Here is a 13,510-nt window from a genome sequence, read left to right on the forward strand (position 1 = left end):
AAGATTTTCCCTTTTTCAAACAGTTAATAAATATAAAAGACTGATGGTTAAAACAAAATGAAGGTCATAATGCTTTTTTGAAAGAGGGAAAAAAGCGGAAGCAATTGAGAGTTGGAGTATTATCATTGAAATGTAACAGAAAGGTTGTATGAGTTGTCATTATATCAACAGAGAAAAGAAACCATACATTCAATTATTGACCTATGAGAAAAATACAAGCAATCATCATACTGTTTTTGTCGCTGAACATTTTTGCACAAAATGTCAACGATAAAATCAAATTATTTGAAAACGATTTCTACCATTGGGACCAATCAAAAAAGAAGACCTCTTTAAAAGATAGAATGTCTTTTTATAATGTCAACGCAGTAAGTATTGCAGTGATTAAAGATTACAAAATAGAATGGTCGAAAGCGTACGGTTTTGCGGATGCATCTGAAAAAAGAGTAGCGACTCCCCAAACGCTGTTTCAAGCAGGGTCTATTAGTAAGACTATTAATAGTTTAGGTATTTTAAAGTTAGTTCAGGAAGGAAAATTAGGTTTGGATGATGATATTAACAATGATCTGAAAACCTGGAAATTCCCTTATGATGATGTTTCAAAAGGCAAGAAAATCACTATAGCCAATTTATTGAATCATACCGCAGGTTTGTCGGTTCATGGTTTCGGAGGATATGAAAAAGGGGCAGCTTTACCTACGATAATTCAAATCCTTGAAGGTCTGAAGCCTTCCAATTCCGGTCCCGTCAGGTCTGTGTTTGAGCCAGGTTTGAAGCTTCAGTATTCTGGTGGCGGAACGACGATTACTCAATTAATTCTCGAAAATACAACCGGCGAAAAGTATGAAGACTACATGCTGAAAAATGTTTTGACTCCATTGGGAATGAATAACAGTTCTTTCAGCCAACCTCCTGTAAAAGATAAAGAAAATTTGTTGGCAACGGGCTATAATTATGATAAAGAGGTGAAAGGGAAGTATCATATTTACCCTGAAAAAGCGGCTGCCGGTTTATGGACAAACCCAACAGATTTAGCAAAATATGTTATTGAAACCCAATTGTCATTATTAGGAAAATCAAATAAAATTTTGTCTAAAGAAATGTCGGAAAAAAGATTGAAAAAAGATTTTGGAACATTTTCAGATGATTTTAGTGGCGTGAGATATTTTAGGCATGGTGGCGGAACTGACGGATTTATTTGCTTCTATTTGGGAAGTGTCGAAGATGGAAATGGAATTGTTGTAATGACCAATGGCAATAGCAATAAGATGGTAGAAGAAATTGTGGCAAGTATTGCAGGATTGAATCAATTTAAAAATTACCCTTTACAATCAAGTAAAGAGTCAATTTCTGCAACAATAAGAAAAGAGTTGTCAAAAAGTGTAGACAAAGGAATTGAATTGTACAAAAATCTGAAGAAAACTAACCCTAATGATTACAATTTCTCGGATGAAAGTGAACTTAATATGTTGGGGTATGAATATTTGAATAATGGTCAAATAGATTCTGCCATCAAAATTTTAACTTTGAATATGAATGAATTTCCAAATTCAGCAAATGTTTACGACAGCCGTGGTGAAGCTTACTTCAATAAAAAAGAATATCAGCTATCAAAAAAAGATTATCAAAAAGTTTTAGAATTGGAACCAACAAATCCAAATGCAAAAGAAATGCTCCTGAAAATAGAAAAAGAGATAGGAAAGTAATGGATGATTATAGAATTCCTAAGGCTACATTATACAAATAGATATCCCCAGTATAAAATGGCAAAACAGAATAGGTGAGAAATACTTTTGCGGCAATTTTGATTTTAAGCATAAACAGGCATATAAGCTATCCGGTTGAAATTGTATTTTTGTAATTGACTGATATAGAGATCGGCAGGACGGGACAGGATACTAATTATTGGTTTTGTGAATAGATTAGTTAACACAAAATTAATATGTATGAAAAACAAATCTTTACTGTTTAAGCCAACTCTTAAATCTTTACTTTTTTGTGGATTAGCATTATCCACTATTGATTTCAGTGCTCAGACATTAGCATTTCCGGAAGCTACCGGGTTTGGAAGATATACTACGGGAGCAAGAGGTGCTGCAAACCCTCAAATTTATTTAGTGACAAATTTAAATGACAGTGGACCCGGTTCATTTCGTGATGCCGTGAGCCAGCCGGGGCGGTTTGTCATTTTTAAAGTAGGAGGTATTGTTAATTTACAGTCGATTGTTGCTGTGGCTGCTAATACAACGATTGCCGGACAGACTGCTCCCGGAGAAGGAATCGTATTTTTGGGCCCCAGAGTATCATTTACAGGAGCCAATAATACGATTGCCCGATATCTTCGTATCCGTTATGGCGGAACATCTCAAAATCAGGATGCATCAGGAATCGCCAATGGAGCAAATATCATCTTGGATCATATGACTTTTACATGGGGTACAGACGAAGTATTTTCAGTTAACTGGGATAATAACGGTACGAGTCCTGATAATATAACGATTCAGAATTCTATTATAGGACAGGGAATGCACCGCCACAATCATTCTGCAGGAGGATTAATGCAGCCGCCGCCAGGAGGTAAGATCAGTTTAATCGGAAATTTATATATCTGTAATAAAACCCGTAACAATAAAATAAAAGGAATTAATGAATTTGTCAACAATGTGGTTTACAATTGGGGAAATTACGGGAACACCTACGGTCACACTCAATCCGGGGAGGCATACATCATGGGAGGAGATTCGGCAGGAAGTTCTTTTGCCAATATCATCAACAATTATTTCATCGGAGGTCCCAATACAAGCAGCACGGTTACAACACCTTTCAGTGTAGGAAATGCCAATTTTAATTTATACGGTTCCGGAAATTATTTTGACAATAATAAAAACGGAGTACTAGATGGAATTGCGGTTCCTCAAAACTTAACGGGATACCCTGTAGGAGATCCGGCAGCAATAATGGCTGGTCCCTACGATTATCCGATGAAACCCCCGGCATTAACCGCTCAGGAAGCATACAATAAAATTGTTACCAGTGTGGGGGCATCTTATCCGAGACGGGATCAGGTAGATGGTTTAATGATTTCAGATTTACTGTCAAAAGGGACAACGGCTACTTATGTTTATGTACAAACGGATTTAACGACTCAATTTGGCTTTACTAATGGCGGTGCAGGACACGTTTATGGGGCACCGGCTCCTTTGGATACGGATAATGACGGAATGCCGGATGCATGGGAAACAGCCAATGGACTGAATCCTAATGTTTTTGATGCTTTGGCAGTAAGCACAACCCATGCTCCGTATCTGAATATTGAGGTTTATATTAACAGTTTACCCAATACAACTCCTCCGGATTTTATTATTCCGCCAACAAATGTGAATTTTACCAATGCAGTGACAACAACAGGAACTTCACCTTCAAGCTCTTTAACTGTTAATTGGAATGATAATGCTGCGAATGAAACTAACTACGTGGTAGAACGCTCTACCGATGGTACTAATTTTACTGTCATTGCAACATTGGCTGCGAATGTAACAAGTTATAATGAAGTCGGTTTAACGCCCAATACCCAATATTATTATAGAATTAAAGCAACGAATGCCTTAGAATCTTCGGTTTACACCTCAAATACCTCAGTAACCACGCCGCCAGTCCCGTCAGCTCCCACAAAAGCAATTAACCCAATTCCGGCAACCGGCAATAATAATGTTGATCTGAACGGTGGAAACCTGCTTTTAAAATGGAATGGCAGCTCAAATACAATAACGTACACCGTTTATTTCGGAACAAATCCTTTAAATTTAAGCAATATTGCTACCGTACCTTATTCTGCTACACCGTCGTATCAGCTTACTAATTTAAATACAGCAACCAATTATTATTGGAGAATTGATGCTTCTAATACCCTTGGTGTTACTACAGGAGATGTATGGAATTTCCGGGCATTGACGCCGGAGCTTGTCGGAAACTGGCCATTTGCTGAAGCTCCTTCCGCAGGGTCACAGATTACAGATGTAACATCTTTTGCTAATCATGGTATACTAGATACAGCTTATGATAATGCCAGTGTAAGAGTACCGGGAAAAGAGAACAATGCCCTCAATCTGGCAACTTCACCTGCTAATATGTACATCGCCAGTATTCCTCATCAGGATCATATTTTATTTGATAATCATTCTTTTACCGTTTCTTTCTGGATGAAAGCGCCAACCAGCATGATTCCATCATCTTCGGCTACAAGCCTTTATGTGTTGTGTAAAGGTTCTTTCACTAAAAATACGGCAACAGGAGCTACCGGCAAACGTTTCAATGTAGAAATCAAAGGAGGTCAGCTGCGATATGCTATTGATGATGATGTTACGAAAAAGGAAATCACATCACCTGTTGCGAATTATTTTACCGATAGCTGGGTACATGTTGTGATCCAGAGAGATATTGCTGCGCATAAAATGAGAATTTATACTAATGGTGTTTTAAGCACTGAAGGAGACGAAACGGCAGTTACAGGTATCGGTGAAGCAAGTGATCTGATCATCGGGAATATTGGTGAACTTGAATTTTTATCAACGGCCAATGCTCCGGCTTCTTACAAAGGTGCTTTCGACGAACTTAAAATGTACAATTATGCATTATCTCCGGCGGAAATTTTTGCTTTGTACAATCAGGCAGTATTGAGTAATGATGAATTCAGTATCAGCAAAAATGCAGGGACAGTATATCCAAATCCAGCAAAAGACCAGATTTCCATTAAGCTTCCTGAGTATAAAAAATCGAGTTTAACAGCGACAATTATTGACCTGACAGGAAAAATCGTTGTCAAAGAGAAGATTAATACGGATGGAAACGGATTATTTAAATTAAATATTGACGACAAAAAAGTCTCAGGCAATTATCTCCTCAATGTTTCAGGAGAAAATCTGAATAGTAATTTTAAAATTATTATTAAATAAAATCATCAAAGCTTAATTTTGTTCATATTTAAAAAGAAGTCCTTTCAAACCATTTGGAAGGACTTCTTCTTTTAACATTATTTTGAATTTTTCTAACCTTTAGATTTAAAATTATTATTTTTTTTTACGTTCATAAGAAAGTTATCATTATTTTTGAGTTTTTACAATTCAAATGAATAATATGCTTAGGACAAAATTTTTAATTTCCGGCTTCATTTGTGCAATCGTTTGCATTGATTCTTCTCTGAAGGCACAAAATTCTATTCAGATAAAAAATACGTTGAGTTTTTCAAGGAATGAAGTTGTTTCAATACCCGTTTCTCAATTAGCTTCTTTTTTAAAAACGAGCAGCGAATCTGACCTCAGAATAAAAGACGGCAGTAATAAGATACTGCCAATTCAATGGATCGATTATAATGGAGACGGAAAAAACGATGAACTGCTTTTTCAGGCCAATATTGAAGCGGAAAAAACAAATTTCTATACCATTATTGCAGACGGAAAAATTCCAATTCCTGAAAGCAAAATTTCAACGTATTCAAGATTGGTTCCCGAAAGAGTAGATGATTATGCCTGGGAGAATGATAAAATAGCATTTCGTGTCTATGGCCCGAAAGGTCAGAAAGAAGCCTTGGAAGGGATAAAAGGAAGCACACTTTCCAGCGGAGTTGATATCTGGCTCAAAAGAACCGACCAACCCGTGATCAACAAATGGTATAAAGGATACCTGACCGATCCTTTGTACTACCACAAAGACACAAGAGGTGAAGGCTACGATCCTTACCACGTTGGCGATAGTCGCGGAACGGGTGGAATTGGGATTTGGGTAAATGAAAAACTTCAGGTGTCACAAAATTTTGTTAGCTCCAAAACTATTGCTGAAGGTCCGTTGAGAACGGTTTTTGAATTAACATACAATTCCTGGAGTGAATTCGGAGTGAAAGAAACAAAACGGATTTCTTTAGATCTTGGTTCCAATTTTTCGAAATTTGAATCTAATTTTCAGTCTGAAAAGCCAGTTCCAAACTACACAATCGGGATAACTCTCCATAAAAACGAAGGCGAAACAAAACTCAATGATAAAAACGGATATTATCTTCATTGGGAAAAAATAGATGATGCTTTTGTAGGGGAAGGAGTAGTGGTAGATCCTGAAATTGTTGAAAAATCCTTAGCCTTTAAATCCGAGGTCCCGGATCAGAGCAACCTGTTAATTGTGACAAAACCTCAAAATAAGCTCACTTATTATGCCGGATTTGCATGGCAGAAAAGCGGACAGATTCAAACACAAAAAGACTGGGAAACTGTATTGCAAAAACAATCTCAGATTATTGCCAACCCATTAATTATTAAGGTTAAATAAAAATTTAATGATAAAATTAAAACTTTCTATAGCCGCTTTTTCTTTAATAAGTTTGAGTTTTTCTGCTCAGGTTAAAGATACATTGGCGGAAAAAATACTTGTTTATCAGCTTCCAAACGGAGGTTGGGGAAAACAGCTTAATGATAAATCTGTGGTGAACTATAATTCACCTTTAGATAAAAATCTTTTAAAAAAGATCAAAGAAACGGGTGATGATCACGCAACAATCGATAATAATGCGACATCAAGAGAAATTAACGCATTAATAAAAGCCTACAAATCCACAAAAAATACAGAATATTTAAAGTCTGCCGAAAAGGGAATTCAATATCTTCTTTTGATGCAGTATAAAAATGGTGGCTTTCCTCAGTATTATCCTAATTCCGCTATTTACAGGAAGCAAATCACTTACAATGATAATGCAATGATCAACGCATTGACAGTTTTATATAACGTGGCGGAAGGTAAAAATGATTTTGATGTGGTTGATTCAAAATTAAAGGAAAAATCGAAAACAGCTGTTCAAAAAGGAATAGAATGTATCTTAAAAACTCAGGTTTTACAAAAAGGAATGCCAACAATATGGGCAGATCAATACAATGAAATTACCCTTCAACCCGACAAAGCCAGAGCTTTTGAGCCTATTTCTCTGGCCACTGCAGAATCCGTGGGAATTGTAAGATTTTTAATGATGCAACCAGTAACTCCCGAAATTGAAAAGTCGATAAAATCTGCCGTCAATTGGTTTAAACAGAATAAAATCGAAGGCTACAGCTATAATGTTTCAAAAGTAAACGGAAAAGCAGTCCGCACATTGGCTGAAGATAAAAATTCAGTGATTTGGGCGAGATTTTATGATATAAATACCAATAAACCTCTTTTTGGCGACCGCGACGGAAGTGTAAAATATGATTATAACGAAGTTTCTGAGGAAAGAAGAAACGGCTACAGCTGGTTTGGTGATTTTGCGGATAAACTGATCAATAAAGAGTTTCCAAAGTGGGCGCAGAAGAATAATGTGATGCCTTAGTTTGAAGGTTGGAGTGTTTGAGTATGGGAGAGTTTTAGGGTTTTAGAGTGAGAGTGTTTGAGAGTAGAGAGTTGTAGTATTTTTGGTGTCATTAAGAGGAGCGAAGCGACGAGGCAATCTATTTGTAGAACCTATCGTCTTTCGAAGTAAAGACATTTCATAAGTAACATAAAAAAGAGCTTAACCATAAAGTTTTTCATCCTAGAAGGATCTCAACACTTGAAATAACATATAAAAATAACATAATGAGATTGCTTCGTCGTTCCACTCCTCGCAATGACGGAGCGCACCAGGTGGCTGAGGTTCTCGAAGTAACCATTCCTAATACTCTAGCCCCGATTGAGTGAAAATCCTTTTTTGAAAAAAAGATTGCAATACTTCGACTCAACTCAGCATAAACTTCAAGTGGTAAAAAGCTCCTAAAATAAAAGGAAATATGACTGTAAATAGAAAATGACTGAGTACTACGCTCAGTCATTTTCGTTTCTAATTCTAATTTTTATTTATAAAGTATTGCAAATATTGCCTCCTAAAGTTGCTCCAGCTTTTGCCGTCACATCAGATTTTACGGAAGATAAAGACAACGTTGGAATTGCATAAGGTGGAGTAAAAGCTGTTCCGCTTCCTGCCGTATTTCCGGTAACATTCGTAAACGTATTGTTTGAAGTAACGGTTACAGCAGTATATCCGGTCATTAAATTGATGGGCTCTTTTACATTTTCAAACACGTTTCCGTCTACACGAATATTTGCCTGAACGCCTGCAGCAATACATTTATTGCTCACAGAACTGTTGAAATAGCTGTTAACGATATGGATTTTTCCAAATCTCACTCTAGGCATACGCTCCCTGCAGCCCGGTGCCCACCAGCAGCGAACGAATGTCACATTCAGTTTTCCGGCATCTGTTGTTGAAGTGTCACTTGAACCGATAAGGTTTGAAAATCTGTGATCAGCAGTTCCACCTGAACCACCGGCTTTTGGAGGCTTTAAATAGTGAAATTTCGTGTAGGAAACCGTGATGAAATCTGATTTGTTTTTAATGTCAAAATTTCCATCAACGCCGTCTCTAAACTCACAGTGATCAATCCATACATTTCGGCAATCGTCTACAATAGCGTTATCCCAACCGTCTGTATCATACGCTCCGGGACCTTCGAAAATCAGGTTTCGGATGATGATATTGTTACATCTTTTAATATTGATAATTCCAGAACCGTCTTTTGTCTGATCCGTTGAAACCAATTTGGCACCGCTCGTTCCGTAGATTGTTTTTCCGGTTTGATCCTGAAATGATAAACGGGCAGTAATCGTAATTGTTCCGGTTACTTTGATGACTTTTATGGCAGTGTTTTCGATAGCGGCTTTTAATTGAGCGTAGGTGGTAACCGTAGTTTCAGTTGCGGTTCCGCCACCGGTTGTTCCGCCGTTTTGAGAAGCCCATCCCGGAGCGAGACAATCAGCCAAAGGAGCCACTGCGTTCGTCATAAGGGTGCTTTTCAGGGCAAAATCGTTTGGGTTTTCCGTCAGATCTGTTTTGAGGTCTTCCTGTCCGCAGCCCGTCAGGGTAAAAGCCGAACATAGAGCTGCCGTCAGAAAGGCAACTTTAAATGTTGTTTTCATAGTTTATAATTTTTTTTTGATTTTTAAAATTATTAAATATATAATTAATTGTTTTATATTTTAATGTATTAATATTTATATAATTATAATGTTATTTATTTTGTTTGTTCAATCGGTTGCATTTTGATGTATGTTTATTTTAATTTAAATAACTTCTAATTAAAATAAAACTCCTGCAAATTCCAAATGTTTTACAGAAAAAGATCTGCGCAATCCGTGAAATCTGCGGGAGATTTATTATTTATTGAAGACTATTGTACTTCAAAAATATAGGTTTTGCCTTTCTCAGTATCAAAATCAAAAACCTGAGTTTCAGGAACGGGAAAACCTTTCAATTCAGCTTGATCAGAAACCAAAGGAGTTTTAATGGTATTAATCTGATAATATTCATTCGGGTTTTCTCCTGTTGCAGGTTTCAATTGAGCTTTGGTGGCTGAAGTTCTAGAAGCCACCATCACATCTTTAGCAATTCTAACCCTCGCATTTCCTCCTAAAGTAGATTTTATAACTAATTTCGTCAGCTTAGAATTTTTCCAATCCATATCAATTTCAAATCCACCTCTTGCTTTTAAACCTTTAACAGAACCGTTTGGCAAAGCATCAGGAAGAGCCGGTAAAATATAAAGATAGCCGTCATAGCTTTGAATCAACATTTCTGCAATTCCCGAAGTACATCCAAAATTTCCATCAATCTGAAACGGCGGATGGGCGTCCAGAAGATTCGGATAAGTTCCGCCGGATTGCCCTTTTGTTTCCATCGGAGCAGGCGTTAATTGGTCTGAAATTAATTTAAAAGCACGATTTCCATCCAATAATCTTGCCCACCAATTCACTTTCCAGCCCATCGACCAGCCTGTAGATTTATCGCCACGATACATCATTGAATTTTTAGCTGCTTCCGTTAATTCAGGATTTCTGAAAGGCGAAATCTGCCCCGAAGGAAATAGTCCGTACAAATGTGAGATATGTCTGTGTTTATCATCAGTTCGGTCCATATCTTTCAGCCATTCCTGCAACTGGGCATGTTGCCCGATCTGCATGGGTGGAAGTTTTTGTAAGGCAGTTTTTACTTCATCCGAAAGATTTTTATCTTCATTAAGAACCTTTGAAGCATTAATAAAATTATTAAAAACATCAAAGACCAACTGATTATCCATCGTTGTTCCCGCAGTAATTCCGACACTTTTCATATAGGTGTTTTCCGGCGACATGGAAGGCGAAACAACCAGATATTTTTTGGAAGGATCTTGCTGCAAAACATCCAGATAAAACAAAGCCGAACCTTTTAAAGCAGGATAATATTTCTTCAAAAATTCTTTGTTTCCGGTGTACAAATAGTGATTCCAAAGATGCTGTGTAAGCCACGCACCGCCCATCGGCCACATTCCGTAGAAACCGCCGTCCACAATGCCTGTGATCCTCCATAAATCGGTGTTATGGTGCATATTCCAGCCTCTGGCGTGATACATTTCTTTGGCAGATTCCTGTCCTGTAACCGACAAATCCTGAACCATGTCGAATAACGGTTCGTGCATTTCACTTAAATTCGTATTTTCCGCAGGCCAGTAATTCATTTCTGTATTGATATTGACTGTGTACTTGCTGTCCCAAGCGGGATTGAGTTGATAATTCCAGATTCCCTGTAGATTGGCGGGCTGAGTTCCCGGTTGTGAAGATGAAATCAAAAGATAACGGCCAAACTGGAAATATAAAGCCACCAGATCAGGATCTTTTGAATGGGCAAATTCTTTAATTCTGACATCGGTTGTTTTTTTTGCCTGATCTGTTGTTCCCAAATTTAGGCTTACCCGATTAAAATAGTTCTGATATTTTTCTATGTGAGCTTTTAATTCAGCATCATATTTTTTGCTTAAAGCTGATTTTAAGTATTCCGAAATTTTTTGATCCGGATTTCCTGAAAGATCATTGTATTTTTTAAAATTCGTAGCGATTGAAATATAAATTACCACTTTATCTGCTCCTGAAATAGTCAATTGACTTTGATTTGAGGTTAATCGCCCACCTTTTAAAACAGGAACAGCAACCGTTTTGAAATTGATTCTTCCTACTTTATTATCAACTGAGCCGCTCGTTCCAGTAATCACCAATTGATTTTTCTCTGTAAAAATTGATTTTTTCACATGTGGAGTAGTAGCGTTTATGGAAAAATTCAAGCTTCCTTTTTTATTGGAGGATAATTTGATCACAACCACATTATCAGCAAAAGAAGTGAAAATTTCACGCTTGAAAGTCACGTTATTCACTTCATAAGAAACGGTGCTTAAAGCTTTTTCAATATCTAAAGTCCGGTTGTAATGTTGAAAGTTTTCATGACCTTTAAAATCCAGAAACAAATCGCCCATCGTCTGATAAGGCATTCCGTAATTCAGGTCTTTTGGTGCGGCTCTCGGATATGTTTTGTTGGAAAGATTTTGCGCTTTTCCAAATTGACCCTCATTCAACAGTTTCCTTATTTTTTGAATACTGTCAAACGTGTTTTTCGGAACGTTATTTCCGGGTTCTCCTGCCCAGATCGTCTCTTCATTAAGCTGAAGATGTTCCTGTGAAACACCGCCAAAAACCATTGCTCCTAGTTTTCCGTTTCCAATAGGAAGTGCTTCGTTCCAGTTTTCTGCAGGTTTACTATAGGTTAGCTTTAAATTCTGCTGTGCCTGAACAGAAATAGAAATAAAAGTTCCAAAAGCCAGCAAAGATATTTTATGTTGAATGATTTTTAGCATAGTTTAAAGTGTTAAATTGTTTGTTGGTTAATCGCAAAGGCGCAAAGTTTTTTTTAATTTTAATAATGCTTTAAGGCGCAAGGATTTTATCTCCGATAAAATTGATTATGGTAAAACTTGTTGAAAATATTATGTTATTGATGTTTGAACAAAATCAGCATGACAGTATTGAAATCAACAGTTAGTATTAGGAATGTCACACTGAGCTCGTCGAAGTGTTCTTGCGTCTTAAAAAATAAATATGTTTAAAATCTTTGCGCCTTTGCGAAAACCAACAAAAGATTATTTTAATTACTCATTACCAATTATTTATTGCCAATAGTTTTCAGCCAGTCTGAGCATAATTTTTTCCAGTTATCCGTCAATTCGGTTTTATTCATAATTCCGATTTTATGTTCACCTTCAGGAAAAATGAACAACGCGCCTTTCACTTTATTTTTTATCATTGCCTGATAATACAGAATGCTGTTCGTTACAGGAACCGTTTTATCATTTTGTGCATGAATCAACAGGGTAGGCGGTGTTTTTTCTGTCACTCGGTTTTGCATAGAATACTCGCTAATCTTTTCAGGAGAAGCATTTTCACCAAGCAGACTGTTTCGACTTCCTACGTGTGCAAATTCGCCCAAGTCGATAACGGGAGAAACCAAAACTGCAAAATTCGGGATGGTAGAAATATTCTCCCAATCGCCTTTTAATTCTGTATAATCTGTAGGAATATTACTTGCCATTGCAGCCAAATGTCCACCTGCGGAAGTTCCTATCACACCAACCTGATCTGGCGAAATACCATATTGCCCGGCATTTTTTCTAAGATATTTTATAGCCGCCTGAATATCCTGCAATGGAGCAAGTTCTCTTTGCTTAACATCGGGAGAAATCGGTAATCTGTAATTCAAAACGAAAGCAGAAATTCCCAATGTATTAAACCATTTTGCAATTTGGAAACCATTCAGATCGTAGGTAAGTTTGTAATATCCGCCACCGGGAATGATGATGACAGCCATCTGTTTTCTGTCTTCTTTGGGAGGTAAAAAAGCAAAAAGTTCGGTTTCTTTTATCTGTACAATTCTGCCGTCTTTTTCTTCGGTTTTTAATGATAATCCTTTAGAATTTGGCATCTGACCTTTTGGCCAAATATTTATTTTTTCCTGTGCGGATATTTGATTAAAAAGTATAATTATTAAGATGAAAACAGATTTCTTCATAGCTTATTAATTTTTTTAATTACTGTAAAGTATATTTGCTAAACCTAACAGGTTTTTAAATTGGTTTAATTTTAAAGAATCTATATTTTTGGTTAATCGCAAAGGCGCAAGGATTTAAGTGTATTTAAATTTTTAGGGCGCAAGAAAATCATAGATTTTCAACAAGTTTTTACGGTAATCAATTTTATCGAAGATAAAATCCTTGCGTCTTAAAGCATTATAAAAATTAAAAAAACTTTGCGCCTTTGCGATTAGCCAACATTCCATATTAAGAATTAAGAAAATCTTCTCTAAATGGCATAAATGCTTCATTCAACTGTCCCTCTTCCAGACATTTTACCCTATAAAAATATCAGGCTGCGCAAAAAAACCGTCACCTTTCCGTAAAATTTTAACCACTCCATCAACGGTAACCAATTTAATTTTATCTTCGATAAAATCCTTGCGTCTTAAAGCATTATTAAAAATTAGAAAAACTTTGCTCCTTTGCGATTAGCCAACATTCCATATTAAGAATTAAGAAAATCTTCTCTAAATGGCATAAATGCTTCATTCAACTGTCCCTCTTCCAGACATTTTACCCTATAAAAATAT

7 protein-coding genes are annotated in these 13,510 nt (G+C 36.6%); 4 read left to right on the forward strand and 3 right to left on the reverse strand.

All coding sequences use genetic code 11. From position 1 onward, the window contains the following. Window positions 1–203 precede the first annotated feature (203 nt). The 4 genes from MP477_RS15625 (at window position 204) to pelA (ending at window position 7,345) form a co-directional block, all read left to right on the forward strand. Window positions 204–1,706 carry a serine hydrolase gene (locus tag MP477_RS15625; RefSeq protein ID WP_257191119.1) on the forward strand — a complete coding sequence of 501 codons (1,503 nt, stop codon included), beginning with the start codon at window positions 204–206 and terminating at the stop codon, window positions 1,704–1,706. Window positions 1,707–1,946: 240 nt separating this feature from the next. Further along, window positions 1,947–4,952 (forward strand): LamG-like jellyroll fold domain-containing protein, encoded by a 3,006-nt coding sequence (locus MP477_RS15630; protein ID WP_257191120.1) that lies wholly within the window; start codon window positions 1,947–1,949, stop codon window positions 4,950–4,952. 181 nt (window positions 4,953–5,133) lie between these two features. After that, entirely contained in the window at window positions 5,134–6,315 is a 1,182-nt protein-coding gene (locus MP477_RS15635) for a DUF4861 domain-containing protein (protein WP_257191121.1), read from the forward strand. A gap of 7 nt (window positions 6,316–6,322) precedes the next feature. Next, window positions 6,323–7,345, forward strand: coding sequence for a pectate lyase (pelA, locus tag MP477_RS15640; RefSeq protein ID WP_257191122.1), 1,023 nt, complete (start codon window positions 6,323–6,325; stop codon window positions 7,343–7,345). A gap of 503 nt (window positions 7,346–7,848) precedes the next feature. Here the strand turns inward: pelA and MP477_RS15645 are convergent. The 3 genes from MP477_RS15645 to MP477_RS15655 all read right to left on the reverse strand — a co-directional run bounded on the left by MP477_RS15645 (window position 7,849) and on the right by MP477_RS15655 (window position 12,829). After that, window positions 7,849–8,967: a polysaccharide lyase family 1 protein gene (locus MP477_RS15645; RefSeq protein ID WP_257191123.1), complete on the reverse strand. Its 1,119-nt coding sequence runs from the start codon at window positions 8,965–8,967 to the stop codon at window positions 7,849–7,851. A gap of 251 nt (window positions 8,968–9,218) precedes the next feature. Further along, a complete protein-coding gene (locus MP477_RS15650; RefSeq protein WP_257191124.1) occupies window positions 9,219–11,708 on the reverse strand; it encodes a glycoside hydrolase family 95 protein in 2,490 nt (829 codons plus the stop codon). A gap of 305 nt (window positions 11,709–12,013) precedes the next feature. Beyond that, window positions 12,014–12,829 (reverse strand): alpha/beta hydrolase, encoded by an 816-nt coding sequence (locus tag MP477_RS15655; protein WP_257191125.1) that lies wholly within the window; start codon window positions 12,827–12,829, stop codon window positions 12,014–12,016. Between the last annotated feature and the right edge of the window lie 681 nt (window positions 12,830–13,510).

It is taken from the genome of Chryseobacterium sp. WG23, from assembly GCF_024586575.1.
Classification (GTDB): Bacteria; Bacteroidota; Bacteroidia; order Flavobacteriales; family Weeksellaceae; genus Chryseobacterium.